The organism is Citrobacter freundii complex sp. 2025EL-00176 (assembly GCF_053309355.1).
Map to the genome: position 1 here is coordinate 102,272 of NZ_JBRYHT010000004.1, position 21,241 is coordinate 123,512.

Genomic DNA, 21,241 nt, shown 5'->3' on the forward strand with positions numbered 1-21,241 from the left:
AAGCCAATACCGGAGCACACCATGCCACGCCCACTCAACAGCACTGATACCGATCTCACCGCCGACAACCTGCTACGCCTGCCCGCTGAATTTGGCTGCCCGGTGTGGGTGTACGATGCACAGATTATCCGCGCGCAGATTGCCAAACTGAGCCAGTTTGACGTGGTGCGTTTTGCCCAGAAGGCATGCTCGAATATTCATATTCTGCGCCTGATGCGTGAGCAGGGTGTGAAGGTGGATTCCGTCTCGCTGGGCGAAATTGAACGTGCGCTGGCGGCGGGCTTTGAGCCGGGAAAAGATGAGATAGTCTTTACCGCCGATATGATCGATGACGCGACGCTCGCCCGGGTGCATGAATTGAGCATTCCGGTAAATGCTGGTTCAGTGGATATGCTGGAACAACTGGGCCAGCTTTCGCCAGGCCACCGCGTGTGGCTACGCGTGAATCCTGGTTTTGGTCATGGACACAGTCAAAAAACCAACACCGGCGGCGAGAACAGCAAGCACGGTATCTGGTACAGCGATCTGTCGGCGGCACTGGAAGTGATCCAGCGCTATCAGTTGAAGCTGGTGGGTATTCATATGCATATCGGATCCGGCGTCGACTACGGTCATCTGGAGCAGGTATGCGGCGCGATGGTGCGTCAGGTGGTCGAGTTTGGTCAGGATCTGGAGGCGATCTCCGCGGGCGGCGGGCTGTCGATCCCGTATCGCGAGGGGGAAGAGGCGATCGATACCGATCACTACTTTGGGTTGTGGAACGCCGCGCGCGATCAAATTGCGCGTCATCTGGGTCACGCTGTTAAATTGGAGATCGAACCGGGCCGCTTCCTGGTGGCGGAAGCTGGCGTGCTGGTGGCGCAGGTACGCAGCGTAAAAGCGATGGGCAGCCGTCACTTTGTGCTGATTGACGCCGGTTTTAACGATCTGATGCGCCCGGCGATGTACGGCAGCTATCACCATATTTCCGCGCTGGCGGGGGATGGTCGTTCGCTGGAGCAAGCCGCGCAAATTGAAACCGTCGTGGCCGGGCCGCTGTGTGAGTCCGGCGACGTGTTTACCCAGCAGGAAGGCGGAAATGTGGAAACCCGTCTGCTGCCAGCGGTGGTGCCGGGTGATTACCTGGTGCTGCACGATACCGGAGCGTACGGTGCGTCAATGTCGTCAAACTACAATAGCCGCCCGCTGCTGCCGGAGGTGTTGTTTGATAATGGCGTGGCGCGACTGATCCGTCGTCGTCAGACTATTGATGAGCTGCTGGCGCTGGAGCTTATCTGAGAGAATGCCCGATGGCGCTGCGCTTATCGGGCCTACGGGGATATAGGCCCGATAAGGCGCTTGCGCCGCCATCCGGCACGTTATTTGTTATACGGCCCCATCGTCACTGAATCACGCAACACCAGCTTGCCGGTAAACGGTGGGATCGGCTCTACGCTCTCACCGTTGGCCAGACGGATAGCCTGGTCGATTGCCGTTGTTATCATGGCGTCAATCGGCAGATAGACGGTAGACAATCCCGGCTCCAGCCATTTGGCGCTGGGCGCATCGTCAAAACCAAACAGCGAGACGTCCGTCGGGATCTTCAGGCCAGCCTGATGCAAGGCTTTTGATGCACCTAATGCCATGTCATCGTTACAGGCGAACAGGGCGCTAAATGTCACCCCTTCCTCCAGCAGCTCACGGCAGGCTTCGTAGCCACGCGTCATCGTTGAATCGCCGTATTTAACCTTGCTGGGATCCCAGGGAATACCGTTTTTTTCCAGCGCCTTACGATATCCCATCAAACGTGATTTACCGGTAGGGGTATGGCCCGGCACGGTAATGCAGGCAATATCGCTATGCCCCTGGGAGATCAGATAATTGACCGCCTGAAACGCGGCTTCTTCCTGTTCAAAGAAAATCGCGCGATCGCGGGCCTGACTGACATCACGGTTAATGACCAGCAACGGCATAGCAATGCTGTTCATCAGTGACATAATCGCCTGCTCACTCATATAACGGGTATAGAGAATAATGGCGTCGCACTGCCTGTCGGCCAGCATTTGCACGGCTTCCTGCTCGCGCTCCGGCGTGTCGTGACCATCGGTGACGATCAACTGTTTACCGTGAGATTCTGTCTGGCGCGAAGCCTGTTGCAGCAGGCGACCAAAGTAGAATCCGTCAAAGGTGGAAACCACCAGGCCAATGCTGTTGCTGGTACGGTTCGCCAAAGAGCGCGCCAAAAAATTAGGGCGATAATCTAATGCCTGCATGGCCTTAAACACTTTCTGGCGCGTGCTCTCTTTTACCTGACCCGTACCATTCAGCACGCGCGAAACGGTCGCTTTTGAGACGCCAGCATGTCGTGAAACGTCCAACATCGTGGTCATGACGCTATCCTGGTTAATCGTTTGACGAAGAATTGCCCGGCTCTGTCAGCGTCGAAACGGAATGGCGGCGCACCAGAGTTGGGTTAAATACGTGGGTGATTTCAGGCGCGGGTCGCTTTTCCGCCAGCGCAAGCGCCAGTTCAGCGGCCTGGGTTGCCATTGTCACTATCGGATAGCGTACCGTGGTCAGACGTGGACGCACATAGCGGGAAACCAACACATCATCGAAGCCGATCAGGGAAATTTCGCCTGGTACATCAATGCCGTTATCATTTAACACGCCCATCGCGCCAGCCGCCATTGAGTCGTTATAGCAGGCTACTGCCGTGAAGTTTTTGCCACGGCCAAGCAACTCGGTCATGGCCTGTTCACCGCCGCTTTCATCCGGTTCGCCAAAGGTCACCAGCCGATCGTTAATAGGTATATTGCTCTCCGTCAGCGCATCGTAATAGCCTTGCAGGCGATCCTCCGCATCTGAAATGGTGTGATTGGAGCACAGATAACCGATACGCGTATGGCCCTGCTGAATAAGGTGTCGGGTAGCCAACCACGCGCCGAAGCGGTCATCAAGGGCAACGCAACGTTGTTCGAATCCCGGCAGAATTCGGTTGATCAATACCATGCCGGGGATTTGCTTCATTAATGAAGCCAGATCTGCATCCGGGATGATTTTGGCGTGGACAACAAGCGCAGCGCAGCGGTGGCGAATGAGCTGTTCAATCGCCTGACGTTCCTTCTGTTCATTATGGTAGCCGTTGCCGATCAGTAAAAAATTACCGGTGTTATAGGCCACCTGCTCGACAGCTTTAACCATTGCCCCAAAGAATGGATCGGACACATCACCAACCACCAGTCCAACGGTTTCGGTAGATTGTTGTGCCAGCGCACGCGCGTTGGCGTTGGGGTGGTAGCTGAGTGATTCCATTGCACTCGTTACAGCCAGACGCGATGCTTCGCTGGCTTTCGGGGAATCATTAATCACTCGAGAAACGGTGGCGACTGATACACCAGCTAGTCGGGCTACATCCTTTATGGTCGCCATGATAGTACCTGTTGTGGGTAAACGCTTACATTGTGCCAGTGTTACGGAAAACGGCTGGCTGTTCAAGCAGGTTGCCTGTCAGGACGTCGCAAATGTGAGCGCGCACGAGCGAAGTAAGACAGAAAATAGAAAATGCTAATTTTTACTTACACTTTGCGATGTGCTGTTGCGATTGTTCGCTGGTGAGGACACTGAGCAGATTGCTAGAGTTGGGATCCCAGAGGTATTGATAGGTGAAATCAACTTTCGGGTTGATCACTAGATTTACACCAGCCTGCGCAGATGCGCAGGTTTTTTTTTGTCTTCGGCCTATCTGTAACAGTAACCGATAATTTACACAACTCGTTGCATTTGGGTTCATTCCTTTGCGTTTTCGCACTGGCGTATCTGGCTGCTGACGACCACAATCAAGATCCCAGAGGTATTGATTGGTGAGATTATTCGGTACGCACTTCGTACCTGTCTCTTGCACCGACCTGCGCGGATGCGCAGGTTTTTTTTCGGATTGTATTCACCAGTTACCTGTCGCGCCCACTCCCCAACTCGTATACTCTCCCACCATTAATGTTTATGTAATTAATGGCACAGGGAGTTGAAATGCTATTTGGCTTTTTTCGTAATCTGTTTCGCGTGCTTTTTCGCATTCGCGTCACGGGCGATGTCAGCGCGCTACAGGGAGAACGCGTTCTAATTACTCCCAACCATGTCTCATTTATCGATGGCATCCTGCTGGCGCTTTTTTTACCGATCCGCCCCGTTTTCGCTGTTTACACCTCTATAAGCCAGCAATGGTATATGCGCTGGCTGACCCCGCTGATTGATTTCGTGCCGTTAGACCCGACCAAACCGATGTCGATTAAACATCTGGTTCGTCTGGTCGAGCAGGGGCGTCCGGTGGTTATCTTCCCGGAAGGGCGTATTTCGACCACCGGATCATTGATGAAAATCTATGACGGCGCCGGGTTTGTCGCGGCAAAGTCGCGGGCCACGGTGGTCCCTGTGCGCATCGAAGGCGCGGAGCTGTCACGCTTTAGTCGCCTGAAAGGTCTGGTTAAACAGCGATTCTTCCCGCGTATCCAATTGCACATCCTGCCGCCGACCCACATGCCGATGCCGGAAGCGCCGCGTGCTCGCGATCGCCGCAAAATCGCTGGTGAAATGCTGCATCAAATTATGATGGAAGCGCGCATGGCGGTACGCCCGCGTGAAACGCTTTACGAGTCGCTGCTGGCGGCGAAATATCGCTTTGGCGCAGGCAAAAACTGCATTGAAGATGTTAACTTTACGCCGGACAGCTACCGTAACCTGCTGACTAAGACGCTGTTTGTGGCGCGTATTCTGGAAAAATATACCACCGAGGGTGAAAAAATTGGCCTGATGCTGCCAAACGCGGGGATCAGCGCGGCGGTTATTTTTGGCGCTATTGCGCGTCGACGTATTCCGGCGATGATGAACTATACGGCAGGTGTCAAAGGGCTAACCAGCGCCATTACTGCATCAGAAATCAAAACTATTTTCACTTCCCGACAGTTTCTCGATAAAGGCAAACTTTGGCATTTACCGGAACAGCTCACCCAGGTGCGCTGGGTTTACCTGGAAGACCTGAAAGCCGATGTGACGTTTAGTGATAAGCTGTGGATTTTCTCACACCTGCTGGCGCCGCATCTGGCGCAGGTGAAACAGCAGCCGGAAGAGGCTGCGGTGATCCTCTTTACCTCTGGCTCGGAAGGTCATCCAAAAGGTGTGGTACATAGCCACAAGAGCATTCTGGCGAATGTCGAGCAGATTAAAACCATCGCCGATTTCACCGCTGACGACCGCTTTATGTCTGCGTTGCCGCTATTCCACTCCTTTGGTCTGACGGTGGGATTATTCACGCCGCTGCTGACCGGCGCAGAAGTCTTTCTTTATCCCAGCCCACTGCATTACCGCATTGTGCCGGAGCTGGTCTACGACCGGAACTGCACCGTACTGTTTGGTACGTCAACGTTTCTTGGCAACTACGCGCGTTTCGCGCATCCCTATGATTTTCACCGTTTGCGCTATGTGGTGGCGGGAGCGGAAAAACTGCAAGACACTACAAAACAGCTGTGGCAGGAGAAATTTGGTCTGCGCGTCCTTGAAGGCTATGGCGTAACGGAATGTGCGCCAGTGGTGTCGATCAACGTGCCGATGGCGGCGAAATCAGGAACGGTAGGGCGCATCTTACCCGGTATGGATGCCCGACTGTTGGCGGTTCCTGGCATTGAGGACGGTGGGCGTTTACAGCTTAAAGGCCCTAATATTATGCGCGGCTATTTGCGCGTCGAAAAACCCGGCGTGCTGGAAGTGCCGACGGCAGAAAATGCGCAGGGTGAGATTGAGCACGGCTGGTATGACACCGGAGACATCGTGCGCTTTGATGAAAACGGCTTTGTACAGATCCAGGGACGCGCCAAGCGTTTTGCTAAAATTGCCGGAGAGATGGTCTCGCTGGAAATGGTTGAGCAACTGGCGCTGGCGGTATCTGCAGACAAAATGCACGCCACGGCGATCAAAAGCGATGCCAGCAAAGGTGAAGCGCTGGTGCTGTTCACTACCGACAGCGAACTGACGCGCGAAAAACTGCAGCAGTATGCGCGAGCCCACGGCGTGCCTGAACTTGCCGTGCCGCGTGATATTCGCCACCTGAAACAACTCCCATTACTCGGCAGCGGTAAGCCGGATTTTGTTACGCTGAAAAGCTGGGTCGATGAGCCGGAAAAACAACATGAGTGAGTCAGTACACGCTAACACTTCTATCTGGTCCAAAGGGATGATGTCCGTTATCGCCGCGCAGTTTCTGTCGGCGTTTGGCGATAACGCCCTGCTGTTCGCCACGCTGGCTTTACTGAAGGAACAATTTTATCCGGACTGGAGTCAGCCGATCCTGCAAATGGTGTTTGTGGGCGCTTACATCCTGTTTGCACCGTTTGTCGGGCAGGTGGCGGACAGCTTTGCCAAAGGCCGGGTGATGATGTTCGCTAACGGTATGAAGCTGCTGGGCGCGGCGAGTATTTGTTTCGGCGTCAATCCGTTTCTCGGCTATACGCTGGTGGGGATCGGCGCGGCGGCGTATTCACCTGCCAAGTATGGCATTCTCGGTGAACTGACCACTGGCGACAAACTGGTGAAGGCCAACGGCCTGATGGAAGCCTCCACCATTGCCGCGATTCTGCTCGGTTCTGTGGCGGGCGGCGTGCTGGCAGACTGGCACGTAATTGCCGCACTTTCTGCCTGTGCGCTGGCCTATGCGGGCGCTGTAATCGCTAACCTGTTTATCCCGAAGCTTGCCGCGGCTCGCCCTGGCCAGTCCTGGCATTTGGGAAAAATGACCCGCAGTTTTTTCTGTGCGGCCACCTCGCTGTGGCGCAACGGTGAAACGCGTTTCTCATTGGTGGGAACCAGCCTCTTTTGGGGCGCTGGCGTCACGCTGCGTTTTCTGCTGGTGCTGTGGGTTCCGGTGGCGTTGGGCATCACCGATAACGCCACGCCGACTTACCTGAATGCCATGGTAGCAATCGGGATTGTGGTCGGCGCGGGTGCGGCGGCGAAGCTGGTCACGCTGGAAACCGTGTCACGCTGTATGCCAGCGGGGATCCTGATCGGCGTGGTGGTGCTGATCTTCTCGCTGCAACATTCACTGCTTCCGGCCTACGCGTTGCTGATGCTTATCGGTGTGTCAGGTGGCTTCTTTGTGGTGCCGCTGAATGCGTTGTTGCAGGAGCGGGGCAAGAAAAGCGTGGGTGCGGGTAATGCGATTGCGGTGCAAAACCTGGGTGAAAACAGCGCGATGCTGCTAATGCTGGGTATTTACTCGCTGGCGGTGCTGGTGGGGATCCCGGCGGTAGCCATTGGGATTGGGTTTGGCGCGCTGTTCGCATTGGCGATTGCGGCGCTATGGATTTGGCAGCGCCGCCATTAGTCTGCTATGTGTTGTTGCCTTATCGGGCCTACAGGGAATGCTGTCTGTAGGCCTGATAAGCGTGGCGCCATCAGGCACTAACCGTTATGGCGCAGGATAGGTATATACCTGATGCACCGCTTCAATCTCGGCCAGAACCTCTTCGCTCAACTCCAGATGCAGGCTTTCCACGTTGGTTTTTAACTGCTCCATCGTCGTTGCTCCCAGCAGGGTACTGGCGACAAACGGCTGACGACGCACGAATGCCAGCGCCATCTGCGCAGGATCCAGATTATGGCGTTTCGCGATATCCACATAGGCTGCAACGGCCTTTTGCGTTTGCTCACCGCTGTAGCGCGTGAAACGGCTAAACAACGTATTACGTGCGCCGGCAGGTTTCGCGCCATTCAGATACTTACCGGTGAGCGTACCGAAGCCCAGGCAAGAATAGGCCAGTAGTTCAACCCCTTCGTACTGGCTGACTTCTGCCAGTCCAACCTCATAGCTACGGTTCAGCAGGCTGTAGGGATTCTGGATAGTGGCGATGCGCGGCAGATCGTGTTTGTCCGCCAGATGCAGATAACGCATTACGCCAAACGCGGTTTCATTAGATACGCCGATGTAGCGAATTTTCCCCGCGCGCTGAAACTCAGCCAGCGCGTCCAGCGTATCCAGCAAGGAGACGACCGGCGCGGAGTCCGTCCAGCTGTAGCCTAACTTACCAAAGCAGTTGGTGGGGCGTTGCGGCCAGTGAACCTGATACAGATCCAGGTAATCGGTTTGCAGTCTTTTCAGGCTGTCGTGCAGCGCTTCACGGATGTTTTTACGGTCCAGCGCCTGATTCGGTCGAATGCCGCTGTCGTTGTTACGTGACGGCCCACTGACCTTCGACGCCACGATTAGCTTTTCGCGGCTACCGTGTTTGGCGAGCCAGTTGCCTACGTAAGTTTCGGTGAGCCCCTGGGTTTCAGGACGCGGCGGTACCGGATACATCTCGGCAACGTCGATCAAATTTATGCCTTGCGCCACGGCATAATCGAGCTGTGCATGTGCGTCGGCTTCGCTGTTTTGTTCACCAAACGTCATTGTGCCCAGCCCCAGTGTACTGACTTCCAGCGAGCTGTGGGGTATACGGTGATATTGCATAGCCGTTTCCTTTTTATAATCACAACATAAGGATTATAAAAATGGCTGAGGGAAGGGAAAAAGGGAAGTAAAATTGTTAAGGCCAGCGCGCTGCTGACCTCAACCATCAGCGTTCAATGATTTGAGACACATCGTCGCGGTTGATCTGCATCGCATTGCCTTGCTGATCGTGGTAGCTCACCAGACCGGTATCGTCGTCAATCTCTGGTTTTCCGTCGGTCAGGATCATTCGACCATCTTTTGTCGCCATTACATAATCGCTGCTGCATCCAGAAACTACAAAAGCCAGTCCTACGGCGGAAATTAAAACTGCCCATTTTTTCATCTGCTTATCCTCTCATGGCCTGCGTCTGACAATAGTTTAGTAATAACGCGAAGTTATGCCTGACGAAAGCAGGAAAATCTTAAACTGTGAGAAGAGGTAGGTACGGCGAGGTATTCGCTCCCTTTGCAGGGAGCGACAGATTTCATCAGAGCGGATTTTTTTTATTGCGCCACAGGTTCAGAGTCTCTACTGCGATTGAGAAGAACATAGCGAAATAGATGTATCCTTTCGGAACGTGGACGTCGAAACTTTCCAGAATCAGCGTAAAACCGACCAGAATCAGGAAAGAGAGCGCCAGCATTTTCACTGAAGGGTGACGATCGACAAACTCACCAATTGGGCGAGCAGCAAACATCATCACGCCCACGGCAATCACCACCGCCGCCATCATGATAAACAGATGGTCAGATAAGCCTACCGCTGTAATCACGGAATCCAGACTGAAGATAATGTCTAACAACATGATCTGCACAATCGCGCCCAGGAATGAAGAGACGCGGGTTTTCAGTCCCTCTTCCTCACCTTCAATGGATTCGTGGATCTCTTTACTGGCTTTCCAGATCAGGAACAACCCGCCGAGCAGAAGGATGAGATCGCGCGCGGATATCGCCTCGCCAAACACCTCGAACAATGGGTTTGTCAGTCGCGTGACCCAGGCGATAGAGGCCAGCAGCGCCAGACGCATAATCATTGCTGCCGCCAGCCCAATACGTCGGGCATGATTGCGTTGCGCTGTCGGGAGTTTGGCTACAACCAGAGAGAGGAAAATAATATTGTCGATCCCAAGAACGATCTCCAGCAGCGTCAGCGTACCGAGCGCAAGCCAGGCGTTAGGGTCGGTTATCCATGCAAATAACATCGAGCAAAGTCCTGCCAAAAAAAAGAAGCGGTAATTATAGGCCCGTAACGCGGCGGGTGAAAGTCCGGGCAGTGCCTATTGCTGCTGGAATAAGAAATGCCGCTCAAGCAATGCGCGCGTGAAGTTCTTTTTCAGATAAAACCCGCGCGGCAGGGTCAGGATGGGTTCGCCATGGGCGCCAATAGCTTCGGTAAGCGCCCGGGCATTGGCGGCTTTGGGACGCAGCTGTAACACTTCCCCATGCCGAGCGGTGATGCGTTCGACGTGGCCTAACACAATCATGTCCATTAACTCTTCCCAGTCCAGACGCAATTGCTGGTCTTCTTCGGCGTTCGGGCTCCAGAGCAAGGGCGAGCCGACGCGACGTTCAGCCAGGGGAATGCTGCGTTCGCCCTCTACCGGGATCCACAGTACGCGTTTAAGCTTGTGCCGCACATGGCTGGTTTCCCAGGTGACGCCAGTATTGCCAGTTAACGGCGCCACGCACACGAAGGTGGTTTCCAGCGGCCTGCCAAGGCTGTCCACAGGAATCGTTTTCAGCTCCACGCCCAGCGCCGCAAAATCCTGCTCCGGCTTGCTGCCCGCGCTGGCGCCCAGCCAAATCTCCAGCAGGACGCCAATCCAGCCTTTATCACGCTTGAGATCCTTGGGTGTGACGAGTCCCGCCATGGTCGCCAATTCTCCCAACGTGTAGCCCGCAAGCTGCCGCGCCTGAGCCAGCAATTGGGCTTCAGAGTCAGGTGGAGAAAGTAACGGATGGAGTTCTGGCATCGGGTTAACCCTTAGGTGAAAAAATGAGCAATGATTTTATACCGTGTGGACAGAGTTTATCTTTTTCCACATGCTTTATTCAATTATATGATTTATATTGGTTTTTATATTCACACGCGCGCAGTTGCGCAACAGCGATGCAGGTTTTCCAATTCTGGTCACTGACAATGAACAGGATCTTACACCATGTTATCCACAGAAAGATGGGATAACTGTGAAAAACCCCCACTACTGTTTCAATTTACAGCCTTGACGTGCGACGAAAATCGAATTTTTACACAAATTGTGCCTAACTTATTGGCATAATCTGTGGATAAAACCAACGCTGGTCGATCTTTCATCAGCCTGAAGATCGTGTGCGTGATACACATCACATTTATGCGTGTTCGTTGGTGGAGATCGTTTTTAACTTAATGAATAAAGAAGACAATTTTTTATATGTGACGAATGTCTTATTCGGACTGTTCTGGGTTTTCCCATAGTAATTCCGTACTTCTTCACAACTATATCCACAGAAAAGGTGAATAAAATCGCCTTGAATGCCCTTCTTCTGTTTATAACTCGGGCCTTCGCTGTGAGTTATTCAATTGTTATTAGAATATCGCACCCTTAACAGAGTGGTTTACCGCCTCTCAGGAGTGTGAAACAATCGTTTGTATATAAGGTTTATGTTGAGGTAGTCCGGTGATTGATGACGATGGCTACCGCCCGAATGTAGGGATAGTAATTTGTAACCGCCAAGGGCAGGTCATGTGGGCCCGGCGATTTGGTCAGCACTCCTGGCAGTTTCCCCAAGGTGGGATAAACGCAGGAGAGACAGCAGAGCAGGCGATGTACCGGGAACTCTTTGAAGAAGTGGGTCTCAGCCGTAAAGATGTACGGATCCTTGCTTCTACTCGTAACTGGTTGCGTTACAAGTTACCGAAACGTTTGGTGCGTTGGGACACAAAGCCGGTTTGTATCGGCCAGAAACAAAAATGGTTTCTTCTGCAATTGGTCAGCAGCGATGCTGAAATCAATATGCAAACCAGCAGTACACCTGAGTTCGACGGCTGGCGCTGGGTGAGTTACTGGTATCCGGTTCGACAGGTGGTGTCATTTAAACGCGATGTCTATCGCAGGGTGATGAAAGAATTCGCAAGTGTTGTCATGGCGCTTCAGGAGACCACTCCTAAACCGCAAAGCGCACCTGCGTACAGACGTAAAAGAGGTTAAGCTACGCAAATTATGCTCACCCGCCTGCGCGAAATAGTCGAAAAGGTGGCCAGTGCGCCGCGTCTTAATGAGGCGCTCAATATACTGGTTACCGACATCTGTCTTGCGATGGATACAGAGGTCTGCTCGGTCTATCTGGCCGATCACGACCGACGTTGTTATTACCTCATGGCGACACGAGGTCTGAAAAAACCACGTGGTCGCACCGTCGCACTCGCGTTTGATGAAGGTATCGTTGGCCTGGTTGGCAGGCTGGCGGAACCTATCAACCTCGCCGATGCGCAAAAACATCCCAGTTTTAAATACATTCCTTCGGTAAAAGAAGAACGCTTTCGTGCGTTCTTAGGCGTACCGATTATTCAGCGTCGTCAGCTCTTAGGTGTGCTGGTGGTGCAGCAGCGTGAATTACGTCAGTACGACGAAAGCGAAGAGTCTTTCCTGGTGACGCTCGCCACGCAAATGGCGGCCATACTTTCCCAGTCGCAGCTAAACGCGCTATTCGGTCAATACCGGCAAACGCGTATCCGTGCATTGCCTGCTGCTCCCGGCGTAGCCATTGCCGAAGGCTGGCAGGATGCGACGCTACCGCTGATGGAGCAGGTTTATCAGGCTTCAACGCTGGATCCCGTGCTTGAACGCGAGCGACTGACCGGTGCGCTGGAAGAAGCAGCGAACGAATTCCGCCGTTACAGCAAGCGGTTTACCGCCGGGGCGCAGAAAGAAACGGCGGCGATCTTTGATCTCTACTCGCACCTGCTTTCCGATACCCGTCTGCGCCGTGAACTGTTTGCGGAAGTGGATAACGGCTCGGTGGCTGAGTGGGCCGTTAAAACGATCATCGAAAAATTTGCCGAACAGTTTGCCGCGCTGAGTGATAACTACCTCAAAGAGCGGGCCGGAGATTTGCGCGCGTTGGGCCAGCGTCTGCTGTTCCATCTTGACGACTCGATCCAGGGACCGAATGCCTGGCCGGAGCGTTTTGTGCTGGTGGCGGATGAGCTTTCCGCGACGACGCTAGCGGAACTTCCACAGGACCGGTTAGTCGGCGTGGTTGTCCGGGACGGCGCCGCCAACTCTCATGCGGCAATTATGGTGCGTGCGCTGGGTATTCCTACCGTCATGGGGGCTGATATCCAGCCGTCAGTGCTACACCGTCGAACGCTGGTAGTGGATGGTTATCGAGGCGAACTCCTGGTCGATCCTGAACCGGTATTGATCCAGGAATACCAGCGTCTTATCAGTGAAGAGATCGAGCTGAGTCGCCTTGCGGAAGATGACGTTAACCAGCCGGCGCAGTTAAAAAGCGGCGAGCGCGTGAAGGTGATGCTCAATGCGGGTCTCAGCCCGGAGCATGAAGAGAAGCTGGGCAGCCGGATCGATGGCATTGGCCTGTATCGCACAGAAATTCCTTTCATGCTGCAAAGCGGCTTTCCTTCGGAAGAAGAACAGGTTGCGCAGTATCAAGGGATGCTGCAAATGTTTAACGACAAGCCGGTGACTCTGCGTACGCTGGATGTCGGGGCCGATAAACAGCTACCCTACATGCCGATCAGTGAAGAGAACCCATGCCTTGGCTGGCGTGGGATCCGCATTACTCTCGATCAGCCGGAGATCTTTTTGATCCAGGTCCGAGCCATGCTGCGTGCGAACGCGGCAACCGGTAACCTGAGCATTTTGCTGCCGATGGTGACCAGTATTGATGAAGTGGACGAAGCGCGACGTCTGATTGAACGCGCCGGACGCGAAGTGGAAGAGATGATCGGTTACGCAATCCCGAAACCGCGCATCGGCATCATGCTGGAAGTTCCGTCGATGGTGTTTATGCTGCCGCATCTGGCTAACCGGATAGACTTTATCTCGGTCGGAACCAACGATCTTACCCAATACATTCTGGCCGTCGATCGTAACAATACGCGGGTGGCCAGCATTTATGACAGCCTGCATCCTGGGATGCTACGTGCGCTGGCGATGATTGCGCAGGAAGCCGAAAGAAGCGGTATCGATTTGCGCTTATGCGGTGAAATGGCGGGCGACCCGATGTGCGTGGCCATTCTGATCGGCCTGGGTTTCCGTCATTTGTCAATGAACGGTCGATCCGTGGCCCGCGTGAAATATCTGCTGCGCCATATCGATTTTGGCGAGGCGCAAACGCTGGCCCAGCGCAGCCTGGAAGCGCAGATGGCGGCAGAAGTACGCCATCAGGTGGCGGCCTTTATGGAGCGCCGTGGTATGGGTGGGTTGATTCGCGGGGGATTGTAGGCCTGATAAGCGTAGCGTCATCAGGCATTACCGGGGGTAAAGATTCCCTATACAGATCTTTTACATCTTCCCGGCATCCGCTGCGATCCCCTTGTGCTATCATTCGCACCTTTGGAGCGCCTGCATTATGCAGGCGCGCTTATCAATTGCTGTCTGACTTCAGCGAAATAACAAGAACTTGTGGTGACAGATGACCAGTAGCTATCTGCATTTTCCGGATTTCGATCCGGTCATTTTCTCAATCGGACCCGTCGCGCTTCACTGGTACGGCTTGATGTATTTGGTGGGTTTTATTTTCGCGATGTGGCTGGCGACGCGCCGTGCTAATCGTCCGGGCAGTGGCTGGACTAAAAATGAAGTAGAAAACTTACTGTATGCAGGCTTCCTCGGGGTTTTCCTCGGCGGGCGTATTGGTTACGTACTGTTCTATAACTTCCCATTGTTCCTCGATAACCCGCTGTATCTTTTCCGCGTCTGGGATGGCGGTATGTCCTTCCACGGCGGGCTTATCGGCGTGATTCTGGTGATGATTATCTTCGCCAAACGCACCAAGCGTTCGTTCTTCCAGGTTTCTGATTTCATCGCTCCGCTGATCCCGTTTGGTCTGGGAGCAGGGCGTCTGGGCAACTTTATCAACGGTGAACTGTGGGGACGCGTGGACCCGAACTTCAAGTATACCATGCTGTTCCCTGGCTCCCGTACCGAAGATATTTTACTGCTGCAAACCAACCCGCAGTGGCAGTCTATTTTTGATACCTACGGCTCGCTGCCGCGTCACGCATCTCAGCTTTATGAAATGGCGCTGGAAGGGGTTGTGCTGTTTATCATTCTTAATCTGTACATCCGTAAACCGCGCCCGATGGGCTCGGTGTCCGGTCTGTTCCTGATTGGTTATGGCGCGTTTCGTATTATCGTCGAATTCTTCCGCCAGCCGGACGCACAGTTTACCGGCACCTGGGTGCAGTACATCAGCATGGGACAGATCCTCTCTATCCCGATGATTGTCGCAGGCATTATTATGATGGTTTGGGCGTATCGTCGTAGCCCACAGCAACACGTTTCCTGAGGAACCATGAAACAGTATTTAGAACTGATGCAAAAAGTGCTGGATGAAGGCACACAGAAAAACGACCGCACCGGAACCGGAACGCTTTCCATTTTTGGTCATCAGATGCGTTTTAATCTGCAGGAAGGGTTCCCGCTGGTTACGACTAAACGCTGCCATTTACGCTCGATCATTCATGAGCTGCTGTGGTTTTTGCAGGGTGACACTAACGTTGCCTACCTGCATGAAAACAATGTCTCAATCTGGGATGAATGGGCGGATGAAAACGGTAATTTAGGTCCGGTTTATGGCAAACAGTGGCGCGCGTGGCCAACGCCGGACGGCCGCCATATTGACCAGATCACCACGGTGCTAAACCAACTGAAAAATGACCCGGATTCCCGCCGCATCATCGTTTCGGCATGGAACGTCGGTGAACTGGATAAGATGGCGCTGGCGCCGTGCCATGCTTTCTTCCAGTTCTACGTGGCGGATGGCAAGCTCTCCTGCCAGCTGTATCAACGTTCATGCGATGTGTTCCTCGGTCTGCCGTTCAACATTGCCAGCTACGCCTTACTGGTACACATGATGGCACAGCAGTGCGACCTTGAAGTGGGCGATTTTGTCTGGACCGGCGGCGATACGCACCTGTACAGCAATCATATGGATCAAACGCATCTGCAGCTTAGCCGCGAACCGCGCGCGTTGCCGAAGCTGGTTATCAAACGTAAGCCTGAATCTATTTTTGATTATCGTTTCGACGATTTCGAAATTGAAGGCTACGATCCGCATCCAGGTATTAAAGCGCCGGTGGCTATCTAACCGAGCTTCAAGCTGTCACAACCGACGCCTTCGCGCGTCGGTTTTTTTTGTCTGCCATTCCATTCTTCGGCGCGGGTTCCTGAAATATTGCAACGCGCTGCAATGCGACAAATATTTCCCGTAGCGCGCCGTAGAAACCGAATTTCGCGCTCGTTATTCATTTTCCTCACGCCATACTGGCGGCATGAAAAAACAACAAGGCTACACGCTTCTCGAAACCCTGATTGCGATGCTGATTGTCGCGGCGCTTGGCGCGTCCGGGTTGTATGGTTGGCAGTACTGGCAACAGCAACAGCGCCTGTGGCAGACCGCCTGTCAGGTGCGGGATTACCTGCTGCAACTACGTGAAGATGCTAACTGGCGTAACCGCGATCACGTCATCAACGTGATGCGGGATGGCACATCCTGGTGTTTTGTCAGTTCTGCGGCTTCGCAAAACGGGTGTAAACCGACCTCACCCCTGGTGTTTGTACCGCGATGGGACGATGTCGAAATGGCAGAGATAACGCCTTCACTGGCATTTTTTGGACTGCGCAATACGGCATGGGCTGGGCATATTCGCCTGAAAAATGCGACAGGGGAATGGCGCGTGGTGGTGTCAGGCTGGGGGCGAATCAGACTTTGCGAACGCGATGAGGCCAGGTTATGCCAGTAAACGAACGGGGCTTTTCACTGTTGGAGGTGTTAATTGCTATGGCGATTAGCAGCATTTTACTGCTTAGCGCTGCGCGATTCTTACCCGCTCTGCAGCGAGAGATTCTGCGCAACACGCGCCAGTTAGCGCTGGAGGATGAAATATGGCAGCGGGTCTATACCGTGGCAAAACATCTTCAGCGGGCAGGGTATTGTCGGGGAACCTGTGTCGGAGAGGGGCTGGTGATATCGGCTAAGGGTAACTGTGTCATTGCCCGTTGGGATGCCAACGGTAACGGCGTTTGGGAGAGCGTTCCCGCGAAAGAGTCCGATACAATCGGATTTCGTTTACAGGACAACGTACTGGAGACCCAGCGGGGAGCAACCGGCTGTAATGGAAAAGGGTGGGACAAAATGACCGATCCGGCCACCATTCAGATTGAGGCATTTCAGGTTGAACGCGTGAATATTCGCGGATTTCACCCACTCCTTACGTTGCGTTTGCGTGGAGTGAGCAACGTCGAACCACAAAAAACCATTGAAGCTTTTTACAGCGTGACAGGTTTCAACCTGTGAATCGTGAGCGAGGCGTTTCATCCCTGGCGATGGTCCTGCTATTGCTGGTGCTCAGCAGCCTGTTACTGCAGGGTGTTAGCCGACAAGAAGCGAGCTTCGCATCGCGTGTGACAACGGAAAGTCGGGCTTTGCAATGGCAGGCGGTAGTGCAGTCCGCCATCGAATGGGGACGCATGCAGTCCTGGGGCTTACAACCGACGGTACAGTGTCGGCGTTATACCGTGCAGGATGTCGCAGTTTGCCTGCGACGACTTACTGAGACTTCCGTGCTGCTTATCGCTCATTATGAAGAGGTATCGCTATGGCGTCAGGGAGCGGTTATCGATGGCAATATCGAATTTTCGCCGCATGGCTGGAGCGATTTTTGTCCGTTAAAGGCGATGGCGTTATGCCAGATCCCCTGAACAGACAACGTGGTTTTAGCCTGCCGGAAGTGATGCTGGCAATGGTGCTGATGATTATGGTTGTGACCGCACTATCGGGATACCAGCGGGCGTTAATGAACAGTTTTATCGTCAGAAGTCAGTATCAGCAACTCTGGCGTCACGCCTGGCAGCAAACCCAGCTGTATCCGTTTTCATCGCCTGTGAACTGGCAGGTTAACCGAATGCAGACAACGGGAGCAGGATGTGTCAGCATCAGCGTTAAAATTTCTTCACCCCTGGGCAGGCAAGGTCAAATGACACGTCTGCATTGCCCGAACCGTCAGTAGTCAGGAGCCGCTATGTTAAGGGTCTACCACTCCAATCGTCTGGATGTGCTGGAAGCGTTAATGGAGTTTATCGTTGAGCGCGAGCGGTTGGACGATCCCTTTGAGCCGGAAATGATCCTGGTGCAAAGCACCGGTATGGCGCAGTGGCTACAAATGACCCTGGCACAGAAATTTGGTATCGCCGCCAACATCGATTTCCCGCTGCCCGCGAGTTTTATCTGGGATATGTTTGTGCGCGTGCTGCCGGATATCCCGAAAGAGAGCGCGTTCAGCAAACAGAGCATGAGCTGGAAGTTAATGACGCTGCTGCCGCAGTTGCTGGATAACGATGACTTCGCACTGCTGCGACACTATCTGACGGACGACAGCGATAAACGTAAGCTGTTCCAGCTCTCCTCACGCGCGGCGGACCTTTTCGATCAGTATTTAGTTTATCGCCCTGACTGGTTAACGCAGTGGGAAGCGGGGCGCCAGATTGAAGGACTCGGCGAGGCTCAGGCATGGCAGGCCCCGTTGTGGAAAGCGCTGGTGGAATACACCGCTGAACTGGGTCAACCGCGCTGGCATCGCGCCAATTTGTATCAGCGATTTATTCACACCCTGGAAAATGCGTCTGAATGTCCGCAGGGGCTGCCTTCTCGCGTCTTTATTTGCGGAATCTCGGCGCTACCGCCGGTTTATCTGCAGGCATTGCAGGCGTTGGGTAAGCACATTGATATTCATCTGCTGTTTACCAACCCTTGTCGCTACTATTGGGGCGACATTAAAGATCCCGCCTGGCTGGCAAAGTTGTTGGCGCGTCAGCGTCGGCACAGTTTCGAAGAACGTCACCTGCCGCTGTTTCGTGATACTCAAAATGCCGAAGGCTTGTTTAACAGCGACGGTGAACAGGATGTAGGCAACCCGATGTTGGCCTCGTGGGGTAAGTTGGGACGTGATTATATTTATCTGCTTTCAGAACTGGAAAACAGCCAGGAGCTGGATGCCTTTGTCGATATTACCCCAGACAATCTTTTGCATAATATTCAGTCGGATATTCTGGAGTTACAAAGCCGGGCCGTGGCGGGCGTTACGCTGGAGGAGTATTCCCGTAGCGATAACAAACGACTGCTTGATGCGAACGACACCAGCGTGACTTTCCATGTCTGCCATAGCCCTCAGCGTGAAGTGGAAATTCTTCATGACCGACTGCTGGCTATGCTGGAAGCGGACCCGACGCTGACGCCGCGCGATATTATCGTGATGGTGGCGGATATCGACAGCTACAGCCCATTCATTCAGGCGGTTTTTGGCAGCGCGCCAGCCGACCGTTACTTACCCTATGCGATTTCCGACCGTCGGGCGCGTCAGTCTCATCCCGTCTTGCAGGCCTTTATTAGTCTGCTGTCGCTGCCGGATAGCCGTTTTGTCTCTGAGGATGTGCTGGCATTACTGGACGTTCCCGTGCTGGCGGCGCGTTTCAACATTGACGAAGAAGGTCTGCGCTATCTTCGTTTGTGGGTCAATGAATCAGGTATTCGCTGGGGAATTGACGACGATAACGTGCGCGAGCTGGAACTTCCGCCAACGGGTCAGCATACCTGGCAATTCGGTTTAACGCGCATGCTGCTCGGCTATGCGATGGAAAGCGCCCAGGGCGAATGGCAATCGGTATTGCCCTACGATGAGTCGAGTGGTTTGATTGCCGAGCTGGTAGGTCATCTGGCCTCGTTGCTGATGCAGCTTAATCTCTGGCGTCGTGGACTGGCGCAGGAGCGCCCGCTGGAAGAGTGGCTGCCTGTTTGTCGGGACATGCTTAATGATTTCTTCCTGCCGGATGCGGATACCGAAGCGGCGATGACGCTGATTGAACAGCAGTGGCAAGCCATTATTACTGAAGGACTGGGGGCTGAGTATGGCGATGCTGTACCGCTTTCCTTGCTACGTGATGAGCTGGCGCAGCGTCTCGATCAGGAACGTATTAGCCAGCGCTTCCTGGCGGGGCCCGTTAACATTTGTACTCTGATGCCGATGCGCTCTATTCCTTTTAAGGTTGTGTGTCTGCTGGGCATGAACGATGGCGTTTATCCGCGTCAGCTTGCGCCGCTGGGCTTTGATCTGATGAGTCAAAAACCGATGCGGGGCGATCGCAGCCGTCGCGATGATGACCGTTATCTGTTCCTCGAAGCGTTAATTTCGGCGCAGAAAACGCTCTACATCAGCTACATTGGCCGCTCAATTCAGGATAACAGCGAACGCTTCCCGTCGGTACTGGTGCAGGAACTGATGGATTACATCGGACAAAGCCACTATCTGCCGGGCGACGAATCGTTGACCTGCGATCAAAGCGAGGCCCGGGTAAAAGCGCACATTACCCGTCTGCATACCCGCATGCCTTTTGACGCACAAAACTATCAGCCCGGCGAACAGCAAAGCTACGCCCGGGAATGGTTGCCTGCGGCGAGCCTGTCAGGAAAAGCGCACACGGATTTTGTGCAGCCTCTCCCCTTTGAAATGCCAGCCACGTTAACGCTGGAAACGCTACAGCGATTTTGGGCTCATCCGGTACGGGCCTTTTTCCAGATGCGTTTGCAGGTAAACTTTCGCTCTGAAGAAAGTGAGATCCCGGAAACAGAACCTTTTGTTCTGGAAGGATTAACTCGCTATCAGCTTAATCAGCAATTGCTTAACACGCTGGTTGAAGAGAACGATGCTGAACGACTGTTTCGCCGTTTTCGTGCGGCAGGTGTGCTGCCCTATGGGTCATTTGGTGAAATTCTGTGGGATACGCAGCGTCAGGAGATGCAATTGCTGGCTGAACGCATCATCGCCTGCCGTCAGCCTTGTCAGAGCATGGAGATTGATCTCACCTGTAACGGCGTGCAAATCACCGGTTGGCTACCGCAGGTGCAAGAGGACGGTTTGTTGCGCTGGCGCCCATCTTTGATAAGCACTGCGCAGGGAGTGCAACTTTGGCTGGAACATCTTGTCTATTGTGCCAGTGGCGGTACGGGAGAGAGTCGGTTGTTCCTGCGTAAAGACGGAGAATGGCGTTTTCCGCCGCTGGCGGCAGAACAGGCTCTGTTGTATTTGTCGCAACTCATTGAGGGATATCGGGAAGGCATGTCATCGCCATTGCTGGTATTACCGGAAAGCGGCGGCGCATGGATAAAAACCTGTTATGACGCGGCAAATGATGCCATGTTAGATGACGACGATACGCTGCAAAAAGCGCGCAGTAAGTTTTTACAGGCTTATGAAGGCAACATGATGGTTCGTGGCGAAGGCGATGATATCTGGTATCAACGCCTGTGGCGTCAACTGGATGCCGAGACGCTGGAACGCATTGTTTTACAGTCACAGCGCTATCTGTTACCGATTTTTCGCTTTAATCAGTCATGATGATTGTATAAAAATTGCGCAATTTAATGGCTTCCACTATGATGCGCATTCTGTCACGGACTGATTCTTACAAAGAGAAGATGCTGGCTTGTCCAGCACGAAGTCTTGCCCTGTTCAGGCCACGTATCGATATGTGGTTTGCAGTGAACAGGTGAATACGTTAA

The 21,241-nt window shown here is 53.6% G+C and carries 18 protein-coding genes; 12 read left to right on the top strand and 6 right to left on the bottom strand.

Going from position 1 to position 21,241, the window contains the following annotated elements:
- Positions 1 to 21: 21 nt before the first annotated feature.
- Positions 22 to 1,278, top strand: coding sequence for a diaminopimelate decarboxylase (gene lysA / locus ACVXHP_RS11155; protein WP_447571466.1), 1,257 nt, complete (start codon positions 22 to 24; stop codon positions 1,276 to 1,278).
- Between the two features lie 80 nt (positions 1,279 to 1,358).
- Here lysA and ACVXHP_RS11160 read toward each other — a convergent pair whose 3' ends face one another.
- Positions 1,359 to 2,369: a LacI family DNA-binding transcriptional regulator gene (locus ACVXHP_RS11160; protein ID WP_447571467.1), complete on the bottom strand. Its 1,011-nt coding sequence runs from the start codon at positions 2,367 to 2,369 to the stop codon at positions 1,359 to 1,361.
- A gap of 13 nt (positions 2,370 to 2,382) precedes the next feature.
- Positions 2,383 to 3,411, bottom strand: a complete 1,029-nt coding sequence (galR, locus tag ACVXHP_RS11165) for an HTH-type transcriptional regulator GalR (RefSeq protein ID WP_038633343.1) — start codon at positions 3,409 to 3,411, stop codon at positions 2,383 to 2,385.
- A gap of 597 nt (positions 3,412 to 4,008) precedes the next feature.
- On the opposite strand from galR, the gene aas reads away from it, so the two are divergent.
- Positions 4,009 to 6,168, top strand: a complete 2,160-nt coding sequence (aas, locus tag ACVXHP_RS11170) for a bifunctional acyl-ACP--phospholipid O-acyltransferase/long-chain-fatty-acid--ACP ligase (RefSeq protein ID WP_447571468.1) — start codon at positions 4,009 to 4,011, stop codon at positions 6,166 to 6,168.
- Positions 6,161 to 7,354 (top strand): lysophospholipid transporter LplT, encoded by a 1,194-nt coding sequence (lplT, locus tag ACVXHP_RS11175; protein WP_447571469.1) that lies wholly within the window; start codon positions 6,161 to 6,163, stop codon positions 7,352 to 7,354. The genes aas and lplT overlap by 8 nt, the downstream gene beginning before the upstream one ends.
- Before the next feature lie 84 nt (positions 7,355 to 7,438).
- Here the strand turns inward: lplT and ACVXHP_RS11180 are convergent, their stop codons facing one another.
- The 4 genes from ACVXHP_RS11180 to mutH all read right to left on the bottom strand — a co-directional run bounded on the left by ACVXHP_RS11180 (position 7,439) and on the right by mutH (position 10,434).
- A complete protein-coding gene (locus ACVXHP_RS11180; protein ID WP_042310789.1) occupies positions 7,439 to 8,479 on the bottom strand; it encodes an NADP(H)-dependent aldo-keto reductase in 1,041 nt (346 codons plus the stop codon).
- A gap of 106 nt (positions 8,480 to 8,585) precedes the next feature.
- On the bottom strand, positions 8,586 to 8,804 hold the full coding sequence (gene ygdR / locus ACVXHP_RS11185) for a lipoprotein YgdR (protein WP_038633333.1): 219 nt from the start codon (positions 8,802 to 8,804) through the stop codon (positions 8,586 to 8,588).
- Between the two features lie 145 nt (positions 8,805 to 8,949).
- Positions 8,950 to 9,663 (bottom strand): TerC family protein, encoded by a 714-nt coding sequence (locus ACVXHP_RS11190; protein ID WP_038633330.1) that lies wholly within the window; start codon positions 9,661 to 9,663, stop codon positions 8,950 to 8,952.
- Between the two features lie 75 nt (positions 9,664 to 9,738).
- A complete protein-coding gene (mutH, locus tag ACVXHP_RS11195; RefSeq protein WP_447571470.1) occupies positions 9,739 to 10,434 on the bottom strand; it encodes a DNA mismatch repair endonuclease MutH in 696 nt (231 codons plus the stop codon).
- A 684-nt stretch (positions 10,435 to 11,118) separates the two neighbouring features.
- Between mutH and rppH the strand changes: the two genes are divergently transcribed.
- The 9 genes from rppH (at position 11,119) to recC (ending at position 21,077) form a co-directional block, all read left to right on the top strand.
- Complete coding sequence (rppH, locus tag ACVXHP_RS11200; protein ID WP_200008949.1) at positions 11,119 to 11,649, top strand: RNA pyrophosphohydrolase; 531 nt, start codon at positions 11,119 to 11,121, stop codon at positions 11,647 to 11,649.
- 12 nt (positions 11,650 to 11,661) lie between these two features.
- Positions 11,662 to 13,908 (top strand): phosphoenolpyruvate--protein phosphotransferase, encoded by a 2,247-nt coding sequence (ptsP, locus tag ACVXHP_RS11205; RefSeq protein ID WP_200008948.1) that lies wholly within the window; start codon positions 11,662 to 11,664, stop codon positions 13,906 to 13,908.
- A gap of 190 nt (positions 13,909 to 14,098) precedes the next feature.
- Positions 14,099 to 14,974, top strand: a complete 876-nt coding sequence (gene lgt, locus ACVXHP_RS11210; RefSeq protein ID WP_016157378.1) for a prolipoprotein diacylglyceryl transferase — start codon at positions 14,099 to 14,101, stop codon at positions 14,972 to 14,974.
- A 6-nt stretch (positions 14,975 to 14,980) separates the two neighbouring features.
- A complete protein-coding gene (gene thyA / locus ACVXHP_RS11215; RefSeq protein ID WP_149281278.1) occupies positions 14,981 to 15,775 on the top strand; it encodes a thymidylate synthase in 795 nt (264 codons plus the stop codon).
- 184 nt (positions 15,776 to 15,959) lie between these two features.
- Complete coding sequence (locus ACVXHP_RS11220) at positions 15,960 to 16,430, top strand: prepilin peptidase-dependent protein (protein ID WP_447571471.1); 471 nt, start codon at positions 15,960 to 15,962, stop codon at positions 16,428 to 16,430.
- Positions 16,421 to 16,984, top strand: a complete 564-nt coding sequence (locus ACVXHP_RS11225; RefSeq protein ID WP_447571472.1) for a prepilin peptidase-dependent protein — start codon at positions 16,421 to 16,423, stop codon at positions 16,982 to 16,984. The genes ACVXHP_RS11220 and ACVXHP_RS11225 overlap by 10 nt, the downstream gene beginning before the upstream one ends.
- Positions 16,981 to 17,388, top strand: coding sequence for a DUF2509 family protein (locus ACVXHP_RS11230; protein ID WP_447571473.1), 408 nt, complete (start codon positions 16,981 to 16,983; stop codon positions 17,386 to 17,388). Before ACVXHP_RS11225 ends, ACVXHP_RS11230 begins: the two co-directional genes overlap by 4 nt.
- A complete protein-coding gene (locus ACVXHP_RS11235) occupies positions 17,373 to 17,696 on the top strand; it encodes a prepilin-type N-terminal cleavage/methylation domain-containing protein (protein ID WP_200008944.1) in 324 nt (107 codons plus the stop codon). The genes ACVXHP_RS11230 and ACVXHP_RS11235 overlap by 16 nt, the downstream gene beginning before the upstream one ends.
- Before the next feature lie 12 nt (positions 17,697 to 17,708).
- The gene (gene recC, locus ACVXHP_RS11240) at positions 17,709 to 21,077 is read left to right on the top strand and encodes an exodeoxyribonuclease V subunit gamma (protein ID WP_447571474.1); all 3,369 of its coding nucleotides are present in this window, start codon (positions 17,709 to 17,711) and stop codon (positions 21,075 to 21,077) included.
- Positions 21,078 to 21,241 lie beyond the last annotated feature (164 nt).

What these genes read in the sequence shown, in the direction of transcription:
- ACVXHP_RS11235 (WP_200008944.1), top strand. Translation starts at nt 17,373, where the DNA reads ATGCCAGATCCCCTGAACAGACAACGTGGTTTTAGCCTGCCGGAAGTG.
- ACVXHP_RS11190 (WP_038633330.1), bottom strand. Translation starts at nt 9,663, where the DNA reads ATGTTATTTGCATGGATAACCGACCCTAACGCCTGGCTTGCGCTCGGT.
- ACVXHP_RS11180 (WP_042310789.1), bottom strand. Translation starts at nt 8,479, where the DNA reads ATGCAATATCACCGTATACCCCACAGCTCGCTGGAAGTCAGTACACTG.
- ACVXHP_RS11225 (WP_447571472.1), top strand. Translation starts at nt 16,421, where the DNA reads ATGCCAGTAAACGAACGGGGCTTTTCACTGTTGGAGGTGTTAATTGCT.
- ptsP (WP_200008948.1), top strand. Translation starts at nt 11,662, where the DNA reads ATGCTCACCCGCCTGCGCGAAATAGTCGAAAAGGTGGCCAGTGCGCCG.
- lysA (WP_447571466.1), top strand. Translation starts at nt 22, where the DNA reads ATGCCACGCCCACTCAACAGCACTGATACCGATCTCACCGCCGACAAC.
- lgt (WP_016157378.1), top strand. Translation starts at nt 14,099, where the DNA reads ATGACCAGTAGCTATCTGCATTTTCCGGATTTCGATCCGGTCATTTTC.
- aas (WP_447571468.1), top strand. Translation starts at nt 4,009, where the DNA reads ATGCTATTTGGCTTTTTTCGTAATCTGTTTCGCGTGCTTTTTCGCATT.
- mutH (WP_447571470.1), bottom strand. Translation starts at nt 10,434, where the DNA reads ATGCCAGAACTCCATCCGTTACTTTCTCCACCTGACTCTGAAGCCCAA.
- ACVXHP_RS11220 (WP_447571471.1), top strand. Translation starts at nt 15,960, where the DNA reads ATGAAAAAACAACAAGGCTACACGCTTCTCGAAACCCTGATTGCGATG.
- ACVXHP_RS11160 (WP_447571467.1), bottom strand. Translation starts at nt 2,369, where the DNA reads ATGACCACGATGTTGGACGTTTCACGACATGCTGGCGTCTCAAAAGCG.
- recC (WP_447571474.1), top strand. Translation starts at nt 17,709, where the DNA reads ATGTTAAGGGTCTACCACTCCAATCGTCTGGATGTGCTGGAAGCGTTA.
- ygdR (WP_038633333.1), bottom strand. Translation starts at nt 8,804, where the DNA reads ATGAAAAAATGGGCAGTTTTAATTTCCGCCGTAGGACTGGCTTTTGTA.
- thyA (WP_149281278.1), top strand. Translation starts at nt 14,981, where the DNA reads ATGAAACAGTATTTAGAACTGATGCAAAAAGTGCTGGATGAAGGCACA.
- galR (WP_038633343.1), bottom strand. Translation starts at nt 3,411, where the DNA reads ATGGCGACCATAAAGGATGTAGCCCGACTAGCTGGTGTATCAGTCGCC.
- lplT (WP_447571469.1), top strand. Translation starts at nt 6,161, where the DNA reads ATGAGTGAGTCAGTACACGCTAACACTTCTATCTGGTCCAAAGGGATG.